Source organism: Pseudophaeobacter sp. TrK17 (genome assembly GCF_042192375.1).
Lineage (GTDB): Bacteria > Pseudomonadota > Alphaproteobacteria > Rhodobacterales > Rhodobacteraceae > Pseudophaeobacter.
The window spans coordinates 272954-293455 of record NZ_CP071700.1 but is presented as its reverse complement, the minus strand read 5'-3'; the positions used below and the strand labels follow the sequence as shown (position 1 = coordinate 293455).

Here is a 20502-nt window from a genome sequence, read left to right as displayed (position 1 = left end):
GAAATGACCGGAAATTGAGTTGATACCGGCCATTCTCGGATTATCGTCAATGGCTCTATCCCCGGATCCACTATAAAAGCAAGCCATGACACGCATACTGCTCCTGATATCGCTGATCCTGATGCTTGGATCCGTCGCAACAGCCCAGCCGCACCGGCTGGAACGGGCTCTGGAGCACCTGCGCACGCAGGACTGGCCCCAGGCCCTGCAGACCGCCGGAGCAAAAGGCTCCGTGGCCCGTGACATTGTTGAATGGCACCGGTTGCGGACCAAAGAAGGCACGGCTGAGGATGTGGAGAGCTTTTTGGCGCGACGGCCTGACTGGCCCGGTCTGCCCTATCTGCGGCGGCGCAATGAAGAGTTGATCATCGAGAAATCACACCAGCGCGTACGCGCCTTTTTTGCCGATCAACCGCCCCAGACCCCGGAAGGGGCCGCCAGCCTGGCCCGTGCGTTTTTTGCCAAGGGGCAGCAAAGTCAGGGTGAGGCGGAACTGATCCGGGCCTGGCAAACCATGCCGATGAGCGCGGAGACCCAAGAGGCTTATATTGCGGATCATGCCACGCTTTTGAAGCCGCATCATGCCACCCGGCTGAGCCAGCTGCTGTGGGACTCTCATGATCTGAGCGCGAAGCCCATGCTGCCGCTGGTTGGCACGGCTGAGCGCGCCCTGGCAGAGGCCCGCATTGCGCTGCAAAAACAGGCCACAGGAGTAGATGCAAAGATCAAAGCCATTCCGGCAGCACTGCAAAATGACCCAGGTCTGGCCTATGATCGTTTTGTCTGGCGCGACCGCAAAAACCGCCAGGACGATGCCATTGCCCTGATGATGGATCGCAGCACCAGCGCCAAGGCCCTGGGACAGCCGGAAAAATGGCTGCGCCGCCGTCGAGATCTGGCACGTCAACTGATGCGCGACGGAAAGCATGAACAGGCCTATCAACTGGCCGCGCATCATTTTTCCACGCCAGAGGTTGGCTATGGCTATTCTGATTGCGAATGGCTTGCCGGGTATATCGCCCTGCGCAAGCTGAAGGACGCAGAACTGGCCGTCTATCATTTTGACCGGTTTCTTGACTCTGTTGAGACGCCAATTTCCGTGGGGCGTGGCGGCTATTGGCTGGGCCGGGCCCATGCGGCTCTCGGCGAGGTGGACAAGGCCCATACGGCCTATGCAAAGGCCGCTGCCTACCAGACGTCCTTTTACGGGCTACTGGCAGCAGAAGCCCTGGGGCGCAGCTTTGATCCGGCGCTTGTGACACCGCCACAGCTGCCGCCCTGGCGCAGTGCTGCTTTTCTGGACACCTCGGTGGTTGAAGCCGCTTTGCTGCTGTTGCAGGCAGGCGAGCTGACGCTGGCAGAACGGTTCTTTACCCATCAAGTGGAAAGCCTGTCACCGCTTGAAGCGCAGCAGATGGGGCAGATGGCCGTTGCAATGAAAGAGCCACATCTGGCGGTGATGATTGCCAAACGCGCGGCCCAGGCCGGTGTAGAACTGCAAGGGGCCTATTACCCGCTGCACCCTGTTGCCCTGCAAAAACTGCCTATGGCCTCAGAGATGACCCTGGCAATTGCCCGGCGCGAAAGCGAATTTGACCCCCTGGTGGTCAGCCACGCAGGGGCGCGCGGTTTGATGCAGCTTATGCCAGCCACCGCCAAACTGGTGGCAACAGAGCTGGATATTCTGGCCAAACATGAAACCGCCCGCCTGACGGCGGAATGGGATTATAACGCCACATTGGGCAGCCAGTACCTGGCCGGGCTGGCGGCGGAATTCAACGGCAATGTGGTGATGATGGCGGCGGGGTATAACGCCGGCCCACGTCGCCCGATCGCCTGGATGAAGCGATACGGCGACCCCCGCAGCGGCAGCCCGAATATCATCGACTGGATCGAGCACATTCCCTTTAACGAGACCCGCAACTACGTGATGCGGGTCACCGAAAGCCTGCCTGTCTATCGCGCGCGGCTGGGCAAAACGCCTCTGCCGGTCCCCTTCTCAAAGGAACTGTCAGGCGCGAGCCTTGCGGCTTTCGCGCCACAAAGTGAATAGCCCGGCTGCGATGATGATCGCCGCGCCGCTTGCCACATTCAGACGGATCACTTCGCCAAAGATGCTGACCCCCAGAATTGCCGCCCAGACCAGGTGGAAATAGGCAAAGGGCTGCACCGCGCTGGCCTCTGCCATCTCGTAACATTTGATCAGCAACCAATGTCCGGTGACGCCAGAAACGCACAGCAGGGCCATCCACAGCCAATCCCCCTGGCTCATGGGCTCCCAGAACCAAATGCCGATCAAGGTCATAAACACCATGCCCGCGATCCCGGTCCAGAAAAAGCTGGTGGCGGTGCTGTCGCGCCGCGCCGCATAACGGGTCACCAGCCCATAGACCGCAAACATCAGCGCCGAGGCAAAGGGGATCAAAGCCGCAGGATCAAACACTCCGGTGCCGGGCTGCAGAATGATCAGCACCCCGATGAGCCCCACACCAATCGCCGCCCAGCGGCGCCAGCCCACGCTTTCGCCCAGCACCGGGCCGCTCAGCGCGGCAACCAACAGCGGATAGCAGATAAACACCGCTTGGCTTTCGACCAACCCCAACAGGGTAAAGCCATAGACAGCGACGCAGATCTCACCGACCAGCAGGACACCGCGAAAGATCTGCAATCCCAACTGACTGGTGCGGGCCACGCCCCTTATGCCCCCCGGTGTCCGCATCGCCAGGAACACCACAAAAGCCGCAAAAAACCAGTAACGCACCATCACCACCATATAGGTGTTGTAGGTGCCCGCCAGATGGCGCGAAATCCCGTCCTGCAGGGCAAAGACAATTGTCGCCCCAATCATCAGCAAAATGCCCATGGGCACATTATTGCTTTGAGGTGTGCTGCCTGCCGTTGCCGTGCTCATTCCAAATTCGCCTCTGTCCTGACCGCCTTGGTCATATGTCGTTTACGCCCAAATCCCGGCACCCGTGTCACGGTAAACCCTGCGGCTTCCAGCCCCCGCCGCACAAACCCTGCTGCGGTATAGGTGGCCGCACTGCCCCCCGGCTTGGTATGATCCGCAACCGCCTGCAACAGATCCTGCTGCCACAGCTCGGGATTTTTCGCCGGAGAGAACCCATCCAGAAACCAGGCATCAACCACCCCTGTCCACTCTGGTAGCGACAGGCGCGCGTCGCCTGTGACCACCTCCAGCTGCAATGTCTCCAAATCACAGTGCCCGCTGCCCTGCCACTGTGCCAGAAACCGATCCGCCCAGGGCTGGATATCAGGAAAAGCCGCCGAAGCTTTCTTCATATCGGCAGGGGCCATCGGGAAGGCCTCAAAACTGGTGAACCGCAGCGCAGTCTGCTGTCCGCTCTGCTCCCAGGCGCGCCAGGTGGCCAACATATTCAGCCCGGTGCCAAAGCCCAGCTCAGCCACATGAAAATCAGTCGCAAACCGTGTTGGCAGATCATTGCCTCCCAGAAAAACATGGCAGGTCTCGGCCAGACCATCCTGGATCGAGAAATAGGGATCATCAAACTGATCCGAGACCGGAATGCGGTCTTCCCGCCAGCTGAGCTGTGCCTGCTGGTCCGCCATGGCAAAATCCCCTACATGAAGTCTGAAAACTGGCGCGACACTGGCGAAAGGCATGGCAAATGACAATGGCAGATATCACCGTCCGGGGCGCAGGCATCTTTGGGCTGTCCATCGCCTGGGCCTGCGCCAAGCGCGGCGCCCGGGTACAGGTGATCGACCCTCACGGCGCCGGGGCGGGCTCCAGTGGCGGCCTCGTTGGCGCCCTGGCGCCCCATGTGCCGGAAAACTGGAACCCCAAAAAGCAGTTCCAACTCGACAGCCTGCTGATGGCGCAAGCCTTCTGGGCAGAGGTCGAAGCCGCCGGAGGGGTCACCGCAGGTTATGGTCGCACCGGACGCCTGCAGCCGCTGCAGGACGCCCGCGCAGTTGAACTTGCCTACCAGCGCGAAGACACCGCCCGCAGCCTCTGGCAAGGTCAGGCCCGGTGGCAAGTCCGTCCGGCCTCTGACCTTGGTACCTGGTGCCCACCCAGTGCTAGCGGACTGGTTGTCCAGGATACATTGAGCGGCCGCATGCACCCCCGCCGCGCCTGCGCCGCCCTGACGGCTGCCCTAGCCAATAAGGGCGTGACCATCACAGAGGATGGCCCCGATACCGGCCTGGTGCTGCACGCCAAGGGCTACGCTGGCCTGCTAGAGCTCAACGACAGCTTTGCCAAACCCATGGGCAATGGGGTCAAAGGCCAGGCCGCGCTGCTGCGCCATGACGCTGGCGAGGTGCCACAGCTCTATGCGGATGGTCTGCATATTATCCCCCATGCCGACGGCACCGTCGCCATCGGTTCTACCAGCGAACGCAGCTTTGAGCACCCAAACGACACAGACGATCAGCTCGACGATGTCATTGCCCGCGCCACTGCAGCGCTGCCTGTGCTGCAACAGGCCGAAGTCATAGAACGCTGGGCAGGGGTTCGGCCCCGTGCCAAAAGCCGCGCGCCAATGCTGGGCGCCTGGCCCCAGCGCCCAGAACATTACATCGCCAATGGCGGCTTCAAAATTGGGTTTGGCATGGCCCCCAAGGTCTCTCAGGTCATGGCAGACCTGCTGCTGGACGGCAAAGACCACATCCCCCCGGGTTTTCGGGTCGAAGACAACCTTTGAACCAAATTTGCAGACCTCCCCCGGCCCGGTTCTTTTGCCCTTTGACGGGTCAAGGGCGGCGTCAGCCGCCGCGTGCCAGCGCGGGTCACCCTTGAGGCGGCACAGGGCCCTGTAAACTGGACCACGCGTCTTGAGAGGCAGACTTGCCGCTCAAGCGCTTCCCCAGCAGCCTTGTTGCGCCGCGCAGCGGCGCCGGGCCCAAGGCTTCTTTTGATGACCAGCCCTGCTGGTGTTCAAAAAGGCGCGGGAGCTCCCCCTTATCTGACGTTCAAACCTTTGCCTCAGGCAGGGCTTGGGCCTGCATGCATTGCCGCCCATCTGGCGCGCGCACCCAAAGATCCTGCCCATTGCAACACAGGGTCGCCGCCTCAAAATGCATCAAAGGTGCGGTGGCACGAAAGGAAAACTCAGCCAGTGGTCCCATCAGCTCGACAGCCAGCAACATCAGCTGCTGCGCCAATAGCGGGCCATGCACCACCAGACCAGCATAGCCCTCAACCTCGCGGGCATAGTCCAGGTCATAATGGATGCGATGACCATTAAAGGTGAGCGCCGAATAGCGAAACAGCAAGGTCGAGTCGAACCGGACCTGTCGCGCCTCTTCTTCATCTTCACGGGCCCGAGGCGGTAGTGGTTTTGGCGCCTCGGGAGAGGGATCCTCGCGGTAGACAAGATCGTGCCACTCGCGCAGACATCGCTGTCCCTGCTGGTGAATGTCATGGCGCAGGGTGACAAACCCCAAAGGCCCGGTTCGGCCCATCTTGGTCTGCGAGCGCTCTACGACAGAGCGTTTTTCCGCCTCGATCCCAGCCTTGAGCGGGCGTTCAAACTGCAACCGGCCACCAGCCCACATGCGCCGCGGCAAACCAAGATCAGGGATCAACCCGGATGTGCTCAGCCCTGGGTGGCCATCTCGGCCTAGCTGCTCCGGCGGCACCGGTGTCCAGAAATAGAGTTGATGAAAAAACGGCGGCAGTTCTGTGCCTGCGACGATGCTTGGCTGCAATCCAAGCGCAACCTGCAGTGCCGCAGACCGCGCAGGGTCCATGACATCGAGACTACGGAGAATATTGCCGTCAGAGGGAGGAGCGGAGTCAGTGAGATGTGTCATTGCGCAACCTTACGCCCTGCACCTTCCGTGGCAACCGCCCAATCACAGGCTCCAGCCGCGCGGCAGAGCAAAATGCAAAAGAGGCCACATCAACATGTGGCCCCTCAGTGGTGCTAATCACGCCCGTTGAGGCTCTCTCATCGCCACATCAGGCGGTGGGAACAATCACGATCTCAACCCGGCGGTTCTGCGCTTTACCCTCGGCGGTCAGGTTGCTTGCCACAGGCTGGGATTCCCCACGCCCATAGGTTTGCAGCCGGTTGTACGGCACCCCGCCCGCCTGCACCTGATCGGCAACGGTACTCGCCCGCTGCTCTGACAGGGTCTGATTGTAAGCCGCATCACCGTCGCTGTCGGTATGGCCAATCACCTGAACCGTGCTGTTGGGATATCTCACCAGGCTCTGCGAAACTTGCCGCAGGTCGGATTCAACTGCTGGGGAGATTGCCGCGCTATCGGTGGCAAAGGTCAAATCATTTGGCAAGGAAAGGATCAAACGATCGCCGGTATTGACGATGGTGATGCCATTGTTGGACAGGCTCTGGCGCAGCTCAGCCTCTTGCTTGTCCAACTGGTTGCCAATGGCGCCCCCCAACAAGGCCCCCGCAGCAGCGCCAGCAACGACTGCCGCGCCTTTGTTGCTGGAATTTGACAGACCCGCCAGCCCAGCCCCCACAATTGCCCCGGCAATCAGGCCATTGCGCTCTTTTTCGCCCGGCTGGCGCAGGGCATTGGTATCAGTACAGGCGGTGGTCAGCCCAAGGAGCGCAGCCAACAGGCCCGCGCTGGAGATTTTCAAAACGGTCACTGGGTCACCTCATTCTCTGCTCGCCGATGCAAATCCTGCACCGCGTCCCCGTATATATCGACGCTGAGGAGAGCCGGCTCAAGCTCTTGCTTGCCCGTTTCGGCGAAATACTGCGCAAAAACAGCCAGCACCGCATAAATTCAGTGTACAAAACGCTGTCGGCTAGGCCTTTTCCGACTCGCGCTCTGGCGTGTCAGCGCGGGCGGCCTCATAGGCCAGCATGGCGCGCTTCACGGGTTGCCCCCAATGATACCCCCCCAGCTCACCTGATTTCTTAAGCGCCCGGTGGCAGGGGATCAGCCAGCTGACCGGGTTGCGGCCAACAGCGGTGCCAACCGCCCTGACTGCCCTTGGTACGCCGATTGACTTGGCGATTTCCGAATAGCTGGTGACATGCCCATCCGGAATTGACATCAGCGCCTCCCAGACCTTGATTTGCAACGGGGCGCCAATCAGATGCAGCGCGGTTTCCCCCTTTTGCGCAAAGGCTGCATCAACCAAAGGCCGCAATGCCATGGGATCCTCGACAAACCTTGCCTGTGGCCAGCGGCTGCGCATATCGGCCAGGGTTGGCTCGGCCCCTGTTTCAGCAGCAAAACCCAGGCCACAAATACCTTTCTGCGTGCCCATTACCAGCGCCAGCCCAAAGGGACTGTCAAACCAGCCCCAGAGAATGTCCAAGCCAGCGCCTTTGCGGGCATATTCACCGGGGCTCATCGCCTCCCAGCGTACAAAGAGATCATGCAGCCTGCCGGAGCCGGACAGGCCCACTGCATGTGCGGTTTCCAGCGTGGAAAACCGATCCCGCAGCAGGGTCTTTGCATGTCCAAGCCGCAGATACTGCTGATATCGCTTGGGGGAGACCCCAACCCAGGCGGAAAACAAGCGCTGAAAATGTGCCGGGCTCATATCCATGCGTTTTGCCAGCTCTTCCAGCGAAAGATTATCACCGCCCGCATCAATCAGGTCGATGGCGCGGCGCATGACGCCATAGTGGTAGCCTTGCTCGCTTGCCTGTATGTTCATGCCGCGCCCTTTTGGTCTCTGCCTGCTCTGATCATACTGCCATCTGCCCTCGGCCAGCGACCCGAAACTTGCGAAAATGTCCTCAGCTGCAAGCCGCGCGGCCATGATCCGGCCAGAGAGGCGCTGCTGTGGCCAAAGAACAAGCAGGAAAGCCCTTGTAAACCGCGCCGACGCTTTGGCATTGCAGGATGTTGGCCAAAACGGCGATAAGGCCGGTTATGGCAAAGCAACTCGATTATCATACAATTCGCGAAATCTTCTCGCGCTTTCAGGCCGCGGAACCAGAGCCCAAGGGCGAACTGGAGCATGTCAATGTCTACACGCTGGTGGTGGCTGTGGCCCTGTCGGCACAGGCGACCGATGCAGGCGTGAACAAAGCCACCCGCGCGCTGTTCCAAATCGCGGATACGCCGCAAAAGATGCTGGATCTCGGCCTTGAAGGCGTCACCGAACATATCAAGACCATCGGCCTGTTTCGCCAGAAGGCCAAGAATGTCATCAAGCTCAGCCAGATTTTGGTGGATGACTATGACGGCGAGGTGCCAAACTCCCGCGCGGCGCTGCAATCGCTGCCCGGAGTAGGCCGCAAAACCGCCAATGTGGTCTTGAACATGTGGTGGCATCAGCCTGCACAGGCGGTCGACACCCATATTTTTCGCGTTGGCAACCGTTCGGGCATAGCCCCAGGTAAGGATGTCGATGCAGTAGAGCGCGCCGTTGAAGATAATATTCCCGCTGATTTTCAGCAACATGCACATCATTGGCTGATCCTGCACGGACGCTATCACTGCAAGGCGCGCAAGCCGCTGTGTGGCACCTGCCTGATCCGCGATCTCTGTCAATATGAGGACAAGAACCTATGAAAACCTACCAAATCGTTGGCATCGGCAATGCGGTTGTCGACGTGATCTCGCAAAGCGATGACAGCTTTCTGGCCCATATGGGAATCGAAAAAGGCATCATGCAGCTGATCGAACGGGATCGCGGCGAAGTGCTGTATGGCGCCATGGAAAACCGGGTGCAGACCCCCGGTGGATCGGTCGCCAATACCATCGCCGGCGCCGGGGCTTTGGGCCTGGACGCCGCCTTTATCGGGCGGGTGCATGACGATGCGTTGGGGCATTTTTATGCCAATGCCATGAACGAAGACGGCGTTGATTTTGTAAACCCACCCGTTGCGGGTGGCGAGTTGCCGACCTCGCGGTCGATGATTTTTGTATCGCCGGATGGCGAACGCTCGATGAACACCTATCTTGGTATCTCCTCCGAGCTGAGCAGCGCCGATGTGCCAAACGCCGTGGCCGGCAGCGCCCAGATCATGTTCCTGGAAGGCTATCTGTTTGACAAGGACAAGGGCAAGTCAGCCTTCATGGAAGCCGCGCGGGACTGCCGTAAGGGCGGTGGCAAATCTGGTATCGCCATCTCGGATCCCTTCTGTGTCGAACGGCACCGGGCAGATTTTCTGTCCTTGATCGAACATGATCTGGATTTTGTGATCGGCAACGAGGACGAGATCAAATCGCTGTTTGAGACCGATGATCTGGAAGTGGGCCTGGCCAAAACGGCGGCGATTTGCCCGCTGGTGGTCTGCACCCGCTCTGGCGATGGCGTCACCGTGATCAGCGGTGAAACCCGGCTGGATGTGCCCGTCACTAGGGTGGTGCCGGTAGATGCAACCGGGGCCGGCGACCAGTTTGCCGCCGGCTTCCTGTTTGGTCTTGCCACCGGCCGTGATCTGGAAACCTGTGCCAAGATTGGCAACATCTGCGCGGCTGAGGTCATTAGCCATATCGGTCCACGCCCCGAGAGCAATATGCTGGAGCTGATCCGCGAGGCTGGCCTGCTGTAAGCACAGCGCCTGGTTTCAATCACAAAGCGGGCTCTCCCGCCCGTCGCCCCTCTCGCCTCCGGCGGGAGGGCTCCCGTTGGGCCCAGCGCGGGGAGGCTTTGCCACCCCGCGCTCCGGCGCTCTTTTCTACCAGTGTTCTGGCACAGGTGGCAAAGCCAAGCACCCCTAGCCTGATGATTTTTCAACCGCTGCCTGTGCTCGCGACAACAGGGTCTTGAGTGCAGTGCGCTCTTGCTTGGGCATCGGGGCAAGCAGGCGTTCCTGCGTTGCAACATGCTCTTCCACCACCCGGTCAATCAAAGCCAGACCATCGGCGCTGAGTTCGATCAGAAAGCTGCGGCTGTCGTCAGGATTGATCAGACGCAGCACCAGGCCCTCTGCTTCGAGACGGGAAATCCGGTTGGTCATAGTGCCAGAGGCCACCATGGTTGCTTTGAGCAAGTCCCCCGGTGACAGCCGATAGGGCGCGCCTGAGCGGCGCAGAGTTGCCAGCACGTCGAATTTTGCAGCATTCAAACCGTAGCGGGAGAACGTGACCTGCATCGCCTCCTGATAAGCAAGATAAAGCCGGGCCACCCGGCCAATGATCCCCATGGCGCTGACATCCAGATCGGGCCGTTCACGCGCCCATTGGTCAGTGATAAAGTCTACATGATCCATGCACATAGCCTGTTCAGAATTTATCTTGATGTCAAGACAAACCCAATTATCTTGACATCAAGATAAAAGTAAGGAGACTCAAGATATGGCCCGTTTGGATCTATTTCTCACCGCGCTTGCCCCGACCATCTGGGGCAGCAGCTATATTGTTACGACCAGTCTGCTACCGGGGCAATCGCCGCTTCTGGTGGCGCTATTGCGTGCCCTGCCCGCTGGGCTGATCCTGCTGCTGATCGTCCGCCAATTGCCGCCGCTTGCCTGGATTCCAAAACTGTTGGTGCTGGCGACGCTCAACTTTTCGCTGTTTTGGACCCTGCTTTTTGTCGCTGCATACCGGCTCCCTGGTGGCGTGGCGGCAACGCTGGGCGCGGCGCAGCCGCTGTTGGTGGTGTTTTTGTCCGCCTATGCGCTGCAAACGCCCATCCGCCCCACCGCGCTGCTGGCTGCGGCGCTTAGTATTCTTGGTGTGGCACTGCTGGTGCTGACCCCAGCGGCCGCCCTTGATTTTGGGGGTGTTGTGGCTGGCTTGGGCGGCGCCGCTTCCATGGCCGCAGGCGTGGTTTTGACACGCAAATGGCAACCACCAGTCCCCCCACTCACCTTCACCGCCTGGCAATTGACCGCCGGTGGATTGCTGCTGATCCCCTTTGCGGCCCCCAGTCTGGCCGACATCCCCCTACTGACAGGAAACAACCTCATTGGCCTGGCCTACATGAGCCTGATCGGTGGCGCCCTGACCTATATTCTGTGGTTTCGCGGTTTGGCCCGGATCGAGCCTGCCAAAGTCTCGCTTTTGGGGGTTCTAAGCCCGCTCTCAGCCGTCTTTTTGGGATGGACCTTGCTGGGCGAGAGCCTGACCCCGATGCAAATTTCGGGCGCTGCCCTGGCCCTGTTCAGTCTCTGGTTGGGGCAATCTAACCTGGGCTTTCGCCGCCCCAAAGCAAAGCTCCCCTCGTAGGTTACAAAACCCAGGGGCCGGGCCAGGCCCCCAGGGGTCTGGCCATGGGCAGGAAAACTCAGCTCTCGCTCACTGAAACGCGGCTCGAAACAGCCTACCCAGGCCGCCCCTTCCCCCCGCATGCTCTGGGCTCAGAAATGGGCAGAAAATTCAACCACCACGCGGGCGTAGACCTCACGCTTGAAGGGGACAATCTTTTCCACCAGCTGATCCACCGGCTGCCAGCACCAGTCCGAAAACTCAGGATGATCAGTTTCGATATTGATCTGATCATCGCGGCCAAGAAACCGCATAAGATACCATTTCTGTTCCTGACCGCGATATTTCCCGCCCCAGAACTTTGGCACCACGTCAAGCGGCAGGTCATAGGGCAGCCATCCGTCGCTTTCGGCAATGATCTCAACCAGATCCTGGGTCACGCTGGTTTCTTCTTCCAGCTCACGCAGGGCTGCCACACGGGCGTCCTCGCCGCAGTCGATCCCCCCCTGCGGCATTTGCCAGGCATCCTGAAACCGATCCTTGCGCTGTGCCACAAAGACATGGTTGGCCCGGTTTACCAACATGATGCCCACATTGGGACGATAGGGCAGCTTTGCAATTTCTTCGGGCGTCATTTTAGTCTCCTTGGGCCACTGGGGCAGATGCAGACAAAGGCCGCAGCGCGGTAATATCGGCGGTGTGGCTCTGCTGTTTCTCCTTAGACCCCGTGTCGTCAGGGCAGGCAAGAGGGTGACGCCGCGTTGAGGCGTGACAAGCCCGCCTGCGCAGGGCATTTTTGTCGACAACGACAAGGGAGAGTGTCATGACTGCGTACCCAAATCTTCTGGCGCCGCTGGATCTCGGATTTACCACATTGAAAAACCGGGTGCTGATGGGCTCGATGCACACTGGTCTGGAAGAAACCAAAGACTGGAATCGGGTGGCGGAGTTCTATGCCGAACGGGCGCGCGGCAATGTTGGACTGATGGTCACTGGCGGCATTGGCCCCAATCTCGAAGGCTCGGTACTGCCCGGGGCGTCGATGATGACCACGGATGAAGAGGTCGCCAGCCATTCCATTGTCACCAAGCGCGTGCATGAGGCCGGTGGCAAGATCGCCATGCAGATCCTACATGCGGGCCGCTATTCCTACGGCCCCAAATGCGTCGCCCCCAGCCCGGTGAAATCGCCGATCTCCCCCTTCCCGCCCAATGAGCTGGACGAAGAAGGCATCGAGAAGCAGATCGCGGATATCGTCAATGCTGCCGTATTGGCCCAGAAAGCGGGCTATGACGGGGTGGAGATCATGGGCTCTGAGGGCTATTTCCTCAACCAGTTCCTGGTCACCCATACAAACAAGCGCACCGACCGCTGGGGCGGATCCTATGAAAACCGCATGCGCCTGCCCATCGACGTGGTCCGCCGCACCCGCGAAGCCGTGGGCCGTGATTTCATCATCATCTATCGCCTGTCGATGATCGACCTGGTGCCCAATGGCTCGACCCATGATGAGGTGGTGCAGCTGGCGCAAGAGGTCGAAAAGGCCGGCGCTACCATAATAAATACTGGCATCGGCTGGCACGAGGCACGCATTCCCACAATCGCCACCTCGGTCCCGCGCGCGGCCTTTGCCTGGGTCACCAAGAAACTGATGGGCAAGGTCTCGATCCCGGTGATCACCTCAAACCGGATCAACACGCCGGAAGTGGGCGAAGAGGTGCTGGCCACGGGCTGTGCCGATATGGTGTCGATGGCGCGACCGATGTTGGCAGATGCGCATTTTGTCGCCAAGGCCGAAGCCGGTAAGGGTGCACAGATTGCCCCCTGCATCGGCTGCAATCAGGCCTGCCTGGATCACACCTTTGGGGGCAAGCTGACCTCTTGTCTGGTGAACCCCATGGCCTGCCATGAGACCGAGCTGGTCCTGGGCACGGCGGATGTGCTCAAGTCCGTGGCGATTGTGGGTGCGGGTCCTGCAGGTCTATCGACCGCTCTGGCTGCGGCGCAGCGGGGCCATAAGGTCACCGTCTTTGACAGGTCGGATGAGATCGGTGGCCAGCTCAACATGGCGAAACAGGTGCCCGGCAAGGAAGAGTTCTGGGGCCTTGTCGATTGGTATCGCACCATGGTTGCCGAGGCCGGGATCACTCTGGAACTGGGGCGCGAGGTCTCTGCAGAGGATCTCACCACCTATGACGAGGTGATCATTGCCACCGGGGTCATGCCCCGCGATCCCGGCATTCCCGGTCAGGACCGCCCCGAGGTGCTGAGCTATATCGACGTGCTGCGCCATAAGAAACCCGTCGGCAAGACGGTTGCGGTTATCGGCGCAGGCGGCATTGGCTTTGATGTCAGCGAATACCTGCTGCACGAGGGCAAAAGCCCAACGGAAGACCTGCCTCTCTGGATGAAGGAATGGGGGGTCACCGACCCGGCCGAGCACCGCTCCGGTCTTGCCCCCGAGGGGCCACAACCCGAGGCTCCGGCCCGTGAAGTCACACTGTTGCAACGCAAAAAACAGGCCCATGGCAAAGGCCTGGGCAAGACCACTGGCTGGATCCACCGGGCCACGCTCAAGATGAAAGGCGTGAACTTTGTTGGCGGCGTGAACTATGAACGCATCGACGACGAGGGGCTGCATGTCAGCTTTGGCGAGGCGCGTGAGACCCCCACCGTTATCGCAGCGGATAGCATTGTGCTTTGCGCCGGGCAGGTCTCGGACCGCAGTCTCGCGGAGGCGCTCGCGGCCAAAGGCGTGCCCTGCCATGTCATCGGGGGCGCCGATGTTGCCGCAGAGCTGGATGCAAAACGCGCCATCAACCAGGGAACCAGGCTGGCTGCCACACTCTAGGCGCTGAAGGTTACGGCCAAATCCTCCCGCGCCCACAGATGTCCTGGCAAAGCCAGGCCACCATCCCGTGCGACCTTGGGGGTAGCGCCGCGCGCATTGCGCGCGGCGCTACCCCCAACGGGAGGCGGCTTTGGCAAAAGCCAACGACGGGCGGGAGCCCCCCTGTCTGAGGCGTCAAATCGATTTGTTTGCTACCTGGCTATCCTCGGGGGCCTCTTGACGGTCCCGCATGCCATAGTCGCGCTGAACCTCTGCCACTTTCAGGCGATAGTCCGCAAAAATCCCATCCCGGCCTTTGCTTTGGGCTGTGCGATGCTGTGTCAACTGCCGCCACTGCTGCACCGCCTGTTCATCGCGAAAGAAGGAAAGAGACAGCAGCTTGTTCGGCTGGCTGAGGCTTTGGAACCGCTCCACCGAAATAAAGCCGTCAATCTGCTCCAGCAGTGGCTTCAGCTCTGCCGCCACCTCAAGATAGCTTGGCTTTTGCCCCTCGGCGATCTGCACTTCAAATATCACGGCTATCACTTGCGCGCTCCTGTGGTGGGGACATCTGGTGTTGAGGCCAGCTTGAGGAAACTGCGCTCCTCCCGCAAGATAAACCGCTCCCGCTGGGCAAAGGCATAGTTCTCCTGCCCCAGCGGATCAGCGGCCAGCCGGGCCCGATAGCGCTCATAGCTGGCAAGGTCGGCAATGTTATAGATCCCATAGGCTTGGGTCGCAGATCCTTCATGCGGGGCAAAATAGCCAATCAGGTCGGCGCCATTGCGGGGAATGGCCTCCCCCCAATTGCGCGCATACTGGCGGAAGGCCTCGGTTTTTGTTGGGTCGATCTGGTAGCGGATAATACATGTAAGCATGGCAGGTTTCCTGTTCTTGGGATCCCAAGCCTAGCCAATTCCACAGCATAAAGGCTTCGCTCTGGAGCGAAGCCTTTATGCTGTGGAATCCTGTCCCCTGGTGAAACCGGGTTATCAGGCCACTTCTTGCTGCGCATCACCAGAGCCGGCAAACCTTTGAAGCAGGTTTGACAACCGCGATGCTTCGTCTTTCATCTTCTGGCTGGCGCTGTTGGTTTCTTGCACCATGGCGGCATTTTCCTGGGTGACCTTGTCCAGCTGGGAGACACCAATGTTGATCTCGCGCAGGCCAGAGGCCTGTTCGGTCGCTGAAGCGGCAATCGAAGAGACACGTTCAGAAACGCTGGTTACGCTTTCGACAATCTGCGCCAAGGTCTCGCTGGTGGCCTGCACCAGGCGCTCGCCATCTTCGACCTGTTTTGAACTATTGGTCACCAGCCCCTTGATGTCATTGGCCGATTTGGCTGCCAGATGGGCAAGGCTACGCACCTCCGAAGCAACAACCGCAAATCCACGACCGGCCTCACCGGCGCGGGCTGCTTCTACCCCCGCATTCAGGGCCAAAAGACTGGTCTGAAAGGCGATGTCGTCAATCACCGTGATGATCTTGCTGATGTTTTCAGAAGACTCCGCAATGGAGGTCATCGCCTGCATCGCCTCCTGCATAACACCGCCGCCCTGTTCCGCCCGTCTGCGGCCCTCAGCAGCCTGTTCATCCGCCGCCTGCGCTTGTTCCGCTGCGGATTGCACACTCGCTGACAATTGTTCCAATGCTGCGGCGGATTCTTCCAGTGTTGCAGCCTGGGTTTCCGCTCGACGGGACATTTCATCGGACATCGTGGACAGCCCCTGCGCATTCTGGCCCACCGCGCTCGAACTCACGCTGAGCTCTTGCACCAGTTCTCCCAAGGCGCCCGCGAGATCATTAAAGTCGATACAGAGCATTTCATAGCTCTCGCCGAGGTCGGTCCAGTCCCCCGCAGGAATCCGCTGATTCATATCGCCAGATTTCAGATCCGCCATGGAGGCGCTGAGAACATGGAACAGTTCAACCCTGCGCTCATTTTCCTGCTGATTTTTCAGCTCAATTGATTTGGCCTGGTCCAACCGTTGCCGCAGATCCGCAAGGTTGCGGGCAATGGCCCCGACCTCATCCCGGCGATGGGTATCTTCAATCTCGCTTTGGTAGTCGTCTTCCACCAATCTATTCACAGAACGCGCTGCTGCAACAATTGGCCGACTCAGAAGCTGGCCAAACACCAACGCCATGACCAGTGCGCCAACCATTGCCGCAATGTTGGTGCCCAGCTGCACAATTTCGCTGCGCGCAATCAGACTGGTAATTTGATCCTCAACCGCCTGTTTTCGCGCCCCCATGATGTCCTGCATGGAATTAACCGAATCACGAAGATGGGCAATGGCGGGAACGACTTGATCATAGGCAAAAGCCCGGCGGTCTGCACCCGCTTCGGTCTTTTCAAGTGCAGCAAGCATAGCGGTGAAGCCATCGACAGTTGGCGTCAGAGCGATGACAGATTCATAAACATCGTTTTGAACAGCATTTGCAGAAGAGACCTTAACAAAGCGATCCTCGGCACCAGCAATTTCTGTGGCGACCTCGTCTATGTTGCCGCGCAGCCCCGTTATTCCTTCGTTGTCGCCACCAGTATAGGCCAATAGATCCGCCAAACCCTGTTCGATATCTTCTTTCATATCATCCAGGCTCTTCAGCTGTGCCACAACCAAGCGCGATTGATAGATGCTTTCTGTCAAACGATTGCTGACCAGCCAGGAGATTCCAGCGACCAGCGCCAGCATCGCAACAAAAGCGCCCCCTAAAATAAATACCTGCGTACGCAGTGAAAAACGATGCATGAGTTATCAGCCTTTCCAAACATTATACGTTCTGGCTCCGAGTTATATTCAAAAGTAGTGTACATCCCGTTATCTTGGTCCAAGGAAGCCTACAGGCTGGGCAAATGGGGCAAAATCTCATGGAGCTCTTTGCACCCTCTTTCATAGAACGCGCCTGGCGCAGCACATGTTTTTGACCTTGGGCTTTGGCGCGCCTCTTCTTCTGGAGCTAAGCCTGCTTGCTCAACCGCCGCTGCTGCTGGCCCCATCCCTGCGGCTGCGGCTACTGGTAGCTGGTCTGTTTTTCTGAACGAAACGGTCAAAATCGCCACATTGTGCGACCGTTTCCAGGATCTGAACGGTTTTGAGAAAACCCCGCAATTATCCCACCATTGCCCCGTTCTTGCCCGAATTCGACGCCAAACACAGGTCGAGCAAACGAAACAAAAGGACCCTGCGAATGGATCGACTGACCGAAATGGAGGCCTTTGCCAATGTCGTGGACCAGGGCGGGTTCACCGACGCGGCAAAGAAGATGGGGATTTCAAAATCCGCCGTATCTAAACATGTATCCAGCCTGGAGACCCGCCTCGGCGCCCGGCTGCTGAACCGCACAACGCGCCGCGTGTCGCCGACAGAAATCGGCCTCGCCTATTATGACCGCGCCAGACGCGTGCTGAACGATGCCGGCGAAGCTGACGCGCTTGTCTCCTCCATGCAATCCGCGCCTTCCGGGCTGCTCAGGATTTCGGTGGCGACGGATTTTGGCGTCAACCATCTGTCACCGGTGCTGTCGGAGTTTCTACGGGATTTCCCCGACATCACTGTCAACATGGTCCTGAACAACCGCTATGTGGAGCTGATTTCAGAAGGTTTTGATATGGCTCTGCGCATAGGCGAACTGGAAGACAGCTCGCTCAAGGCCCGCAAGCTCACCGAGACCACCAAACGGATGATCGCCTCACCGGGCTATCTGGAACAATTTGGCCGACCGCAAAAAATCGACGATCTGAACACCCACAAGCTTTTGCACTATTCCAACCAGTCCAGCGGCAATGTCTGGAAGATCACCGCCCCCTCTGGTGAGAAGCGCCAGGTGCGCACCACGGGCTGGCTGTCGGTGAACGATGGGCAATCCCTGCTCAATGCTGCGATCTCGGGTCTGGGCATCGCCTATCTGCCCAGCTACCTCTACTCTGAAGCGATGGCAGAGGGGCTGGTCGAAGACGTCATGCCAAACCTGCCCGTAGAGACCCAGGGCATCTATGCGGTCTATCCTCCGGGCAAGTTCACCCAGCCCAAGGTCCGTGCCTTTATCGACTTTCTGGCTCATTCCTTTGCCGGCAAAGATAGCGAAGAGTGGCAACAGTCCGCCTGATTGGCGGCACAGCCCCATGACTCCTCTCTTTTCAAAGCTGCTCCTGCTCAGGCGGGGGCAGTTTTCTGCTGCGCCACCCGAAGAAACGACAGCGCTTTCCTCGGTTTGGCGCCCGGAGTCCTGACCCTAGATTATCTGGAGAGCAGAACCACCTCCACCCGGCGATTTTTCTCGCGCCCGGCGGCTGTGAGATTACTGGCAATCGGCGCCATATAGCCGGCTCCCGCAACCTCGATACGCCCGTCAGAAACACCATAGGTCTGCACCAGTGTTTCCTTGACCACCGAGGCCCGCCGCAATGAAAGGGACTTGTTGTCCTCAAGCCCGCCAACGCTGTCAGTGTGTCCAACAACCAGAATCTGAGCCTGGGGCTGCTCTTCCAAAAAGCCTGCGAGCTGCTCCAGACTGGCAATAGCGTCCTGGCCCAGTGCTTCCCCTCCGGTGCCAAACACCACTCCGGCCAGCACGACATGGCCCTGTTGTTCGAGCAGGCTTGCCAGCCCCAAAGCGGTTTGTGTTTGAGCTTGTAACGGAAGGGCGGAGGCGGGGGTTTCTGCTGTCACAAGAGCCAAAGGCGCCTGTTTTTCCGGTGAGACCTCGATCAGCTGAATGTAGGTTACTGTTCCGCTTCGTGACACCAACAACGAAACCACCTGCCTGGCCGCAGCAGGCTCAGCTGTTGCCTGCCCCGTCGTGGCCTGATCCGCCGTCGCGGCTGCGGTCTGCTTTTGCGCCGCCAGAAAATGGTAATCCGACAGGCTGACAACCATGTCGGGTGCCGGGACGACTTCGATGCCAAAGCGAAAATCAAAGCCACCGCATTGGCGGGTTTCGCATTGGAACAGGATCTCATAACCCTGTTCTACCAGCTGGCTGCGCAGCACATCCAAAACCTGCAAAACAGTTGTATCGCCTTGCAGATGCCAGGTCCGCCGCAGGATATGGCCTTCTTGCAGGCGCAGGGGGATGCCCGCCGCGCTAAAGGCGCCAACCGGTAGCGCATAAGTGCCCAACGCGGTTTCCCGCTCGGAGCGGGCTGTGGCGCCCGCAGGCAGCTGCAAGGCAGCCTCCCCCCCTGATTGAGCCTGAGCTGCAACAGCAGAGAAAGCCAGGGTCAGACAGCTGCCAAGAGCCAGAACAGCAGGGCCAAGCCTCATCTGGTCTGCCTCACCGGAACTGCGCGTGGTATTCGTCGTTTGGCACCATGCCAGTGGCCGAGGCAACACGGTTGGACATGTTGTAAAACGCGGTAACATTGGCGATGTCCCAGATATCGCGATCGCTAAAGCCAACCTGGCGCAGCATTTCGCGATCGGCCTCTTCGATCTCGGTGCTGGCCTTGGTGACCTTGACCGCAAAATCCAGCATGGCCCGTTGGCGCGCATCCAACGGGGCAACCCGGTAATTCATCACCAGCATCTCGCCCAGTTTTGGATCGCCCGAAAGCTGGCGAACCGCAGCGCCATGGGCCGCAAGACAATAAAAGCAGCCGTTGACCGCCGAAACCGCCACCGCGATCATCTCGCGTTCCAGTTTGCTCAGGCCGCTGTCGCCTAGCATCAGCTCATTGTAGAGCGCACTAAAGGTGTTGAGTTTATTCTCATCAAACGCATGGGCGCGCAGCACGTTGGGCACCATGCCCAGCTTGTCCTGACAGATGCCGAAATACTTCTGCATGCCCGCAGGCAGCGGGTCCAGAGGCGGCAGATCCAGAGCGGTTGGCGGTGTTTGATCGGTCATGATAAATTACTTCCTGTAGGTAAATGTCGGTAATGGTATTGCCCGCTTTTGGTCATACCCAATGCGGCATAAAGTCCGTTGGCTCCGGCGTTTTTCTTGGTGCAAAGCACTGCCAGCTCGCGCGCGCCATTTTCAGCCGCCCACAAGGCGGCCTGACGCATCATCCAAACCCCCATGCCACGACGCCGCTGGTGCGGCAGGATCTCCAGCGCATGCACCATGGCCACGCCATCATGCACCGCCACAAAACCTGCCCCGGCTGGTTTATCATCATTGCGCGCCAACAGGGCCGCCTTGGGACCAGCAGCCCGGTCCATGATCGCCTGACGTTCCGGGCCAATGCCCCCAGCGATCCATATTTCACGCTGGATTTCTAGCGGCGACCACAGGGCAAAGGTGGTGACACGGGGGATCTCTTGGTCTGTCAGCTGTTCAATCGGACAAAGCCACAGATTGACCGGGTCTTTCACCAGATAGCCGCGCGCGGCCAGCTGTGCATCCAGCTCGTCCTGGCCATCGCGAACCATAAAGAGGCAATCTTGCCCCATGGCGCGCATCGCCTGTTCGGCAGCCTCGATCTCAGCCTCAGAGGCGGGACCCTCAACGCTGGCGGCCGAAACGCGGCTGCCGCCGCCCTGTCCGTCGCGCAAAGTGACAGGCCCAAGTCTGCGTTTTCCAGCGGCAGGCCAGGTGGCCTCAACCACATCATAATACTTTGGATCTGTCAGCGTGGCGCCCAT

20 protein-coding genes are annotated in these 20502 nt (G+C 59.5%); 7 read left to right on the top strand and 13 right to left on the bottom strand.

Features of this window, described 5'->3' with window-relative positions; all coding sequences use genetic code 11:
• The first annotated feature begins 85 nt into the window (after nt 1-85).
• Nucleotides 86-2053, top strand: a complete 1968-nt coding sequence (locus JZI28_RS01395; protein ID WP_375698993.1) for a lytic transglycosylase domain-containing protein — start codon at nt 86-88, stop codon at nt 2051-2053.
• Here JZI28_RS01395 and JZI28_RS01390 read toward each other — a convergent pair.
• Nucleotides 2012-2911, bottom strand: coding sequence for a DMT family transporter (locus JZI28_RS01390; protein WP_353401334.1), 900 nt, complete (start codon nt 2909-2911; stop codon nt 2012-2014). The genes JZI28_RS01395 and JZI28_RS01390 overlap by 42 nt on opposite strands.
• Entirely contained in the window at nt 2908-3591 is a 684-nt protein-coding gene (gene mnmD / locus JZI28_RS01385) for a tRNA (5-methylaminomethyl-2-thiouridine)(34)-methyltransferase MnmD (RefSeq protein WP_375698992.1), read from the bottom strand. The genes JZI28_RS01390 and mnmD overlap by 4 nt, the downstream gene beginning before the upstream one ends.
• Nucleotides 3592-3650: 59 nt before the next feature.
• Here mnmD and JZI28_RS01380 point away from each other — a divergent pair, with 59 nt between their 5' ends.
• A complete protein-coding gene (locus JZI28_RS01380) occupies nt 3651-4691 on the top strand; it encodes an NAD(P)/FAD-dependent oxidoreductase (protein WP_375698991.1) in 1041 nt (346 codons plus the stop codon).
• Nucleotides 4692-4959: 268 nt separating this feature from the next.
• Here the strand turns inward: JZI28_RS01380 and JZI28_RS01375 are convergent, their stop codons facing one another.
• The 3 genes from JZI28_RS01375 to JZI28_RS01365 all read right to left on the bottom strand — a co-directional run bounded on the left by JZI28_RS01375 (nt 4960) and on the right by JZI28_RS01365 (nt 7636).
• Entirely contained in the window at nt 4960-5802 is an 843-nt protein-coding gene (locus JZI28_RS01375) for an acyl dehydratase (protein ID WP_375698990.1), read from the bottom strand.
• 148 nt (nt 5803-5950) lie between these two features.
• On the bottom strand, nt 5951-6610 hold the full coding sequence (locus tag JZI28_RS01370; protein WP_375698988.1) for an OmpA family protein: 660 nt from the start codon (nt 6608-6610) through the stop codon (nt 5951-5953).
• 162 nt (nt 6611-6772) lie between these two features.
• Complete coding sequence (locus JZI28_RS01365; protein WP_375698987.1) at nt 6773-7636, bottom strand: methylated-DNA--[protein]-cysteine S-methyltransferase; 864 nt, start codon at nt 7634-7636, stop codon at nt 6773-6775.
• Nucleotides 7637-7854: 218 nt separating this feature from the next.
• Here JZI28_RS01365 and nth point away from each other — a divergent pair, with 218 nt between their 5' ends.
• On the top strand, nt 7855-8499 hold the full coding sequence (gene nth, locus JZI28_RS01360; protein WP_297338877.1) for an endonuclease III: 645 nt from the start codon (nt 7855-7857) through the stop codon (nt 8497-8499).
• Entirely contained in the window at nt 8496-9485 is a 990-nt protein-coding gene (locus tag JZI28_RS01355) for an adenosine kinase (RefSeq protein ID WP_348153221.1), read from the top strand. The genes nth and JZI28_RS01355 overlap by 4 nt, the downstream gene beginning before the upstream one ends.
• A 165-nt stretch (nt 9486-9650) precedes the next feature.
• Here the strand turns inward: JZI28_RS01355 and JZI28_RS01350 are convergent, their stop codons facing one another.
• On the bottom strand, nt 9651-10145 hold the full coding sequence (locus tag JZI28_RS01350; RefSeq protein ID WP_375698986.1) for a MarR family winged helix-turn-helix transcriptional regulator: 495 nt from the start codon (nt 10143-10145) through the stop codon (nt 9651-9653).
• Between the two features lie 85 nt (nt 10146-10230).
• Here JZI28_RS01350 and JZI28_RS01345 point away from each other — a divergent pair, with 85 nt between their 5' ends.
• On the top strand, nt 10231-11103 hold the full coding sequence (locus JZI28_RS01345; protein ID WP_375698985.1) for an EamA family transporter: 873 nt from the start codon (nt 10231-10233) through the stop codon (nt 11101-11103).
• Nucleotides 11104-11234: 131 nt separating this feature from the next.
• Here the strand turns inward: JZI28_RS01345 and JZI28_RS01340 are convergent, their stop codons facing one another.
• Nucleotides 11235-11717: an RNA pyrophosphohydrolase gene (locus JZI28_RS01340; RefSeq protein ID WP_375698984.1), complete on the bottom strand. Its 483-nt coding sequence runs from the start codon at nt 11715-11717 to the stop codon at nt 11235-11237.
• 188 nt (nt 11718-11905) lie between these two features.
• On the opposite strand from JZI28_RS01340, the gene JZI28_RS01335 reads away from it, so the two are divergent.
• The gene (locus JZI28_RS01335) at nt 11906-13933 is read left to right on the top strand and encodes an FAD-dependent oxidoreductase (protein WP_375698983.1); all 2028 of its coding nucleotides are present in this window, start codon (nt 11906-11908) and stop codon (nt 13931-13933) included.
• Nucleotides 13934-14107: 174 nt separating this feature from the next.
• On the opposite strand, the gene JZI28_RS01330 is transcribed toward JZI28_RS01335, so the two are convergent.
• The 3 genes from JZI28_RS01330 to JZI28_RS01320 form a co-directional block, all read right to left on the bottom strand.
• Nucleotides 14108-14458: an antibiotic biosynthesis monooxygenase gene (locus JZI28_RS01330; protein ID WP_295454268.1), complete on the bottom strand. Its 351-nt coding sequence runs from the start codon at nt 14456-14458 to the stop codon at nt 14108-14110.
• Nucleotides 14455-14790 (bottom strand): NIPSNAP family protein, encoded by a 336-nt coding sequence (locus JZI28_RS01325; protein ID WP_295454266.1) that lies wholly within the window; start codon nt 14788-14790, stop codon nt 14455-14457. The genes JZI28_RS01330 and JZI28_RS01325 overlap by 4 nt, the downstream gene beginning before the upstream one ends.
• A 114-nt stretch (nt 14791-14904) precedes the next feature.
• Complete coding sequence (locus tag JZI28_RS01320; protein ID WP_297341673.1) at nt 14905-16665, bottom strand: methyl-accepting chemotaxis protein; 1761 nt, start codon at nt 16663-16665, stop codon at nt 14905-14907.
• A gap of 439 nt (nt 16666-17104) precedes the next feature.
• Between JZI28_RS01320 and JZI28_RS01315 the strand changes: the two genes are divergently transcribed.
• The gene (locus JZI28_RS01315; protein WP_353401309.1) at nt 17105-18022 is read left to right on the top strand and encodes a LysR family transcriptional regulator; all 918 of its coding nucleotides are present in this window, start codon (nt 17105-17107) and stop codon (nt 18020-18022) included.
• 131 nt (nt 18023-18153) lie between these two features.
• On the opposite strand, the gene JZI28_RS01310 is transcribed toward JZI28_RS01315, so the two are convergent.
• The 3 genes from JZI28_RS01310 to JZI28_RS01300 are packed head-to-tail and all read right to left on the bottom strand — an operon-like array spanning nt 18154 to nt 20502.
• Complete coding sequence (locus tag JZI28_RS01310; RefSeq protein ID WP_375698982.1) at nt 18154-19179, bottom strand: OmpA family protein; 1026 nt, start codon at nt 19177-19179, stop codon at nt 18154-18156.
• 10 nt (nt 19180-19189) lie between these two features.
• Nucleotides 19190-19762: a peroxidase-related enzyme gene (locus JZI28_RS01305; RefSeq protein WP_297339743.1), complete on the bottom strand. Its 573-nt coding sequence runs from the start codon at nt 19760-19762 to the stop codon at nt 19190-19192.
• Nucleotides 19759-20502, bottom strand: a complete 744-nt coding sequence (locus JZI28_RS01300) for a GNAT family N-acetyltransferase (RefSeq protein WP_375700061.1) — start codon at nt 20500-20502, stop codon at nt 19759-19761. The genes JZI28_RS01305 and JZI28_RS01300 overlap by 4 nt, the downstream gene beginning before the upstream one ends.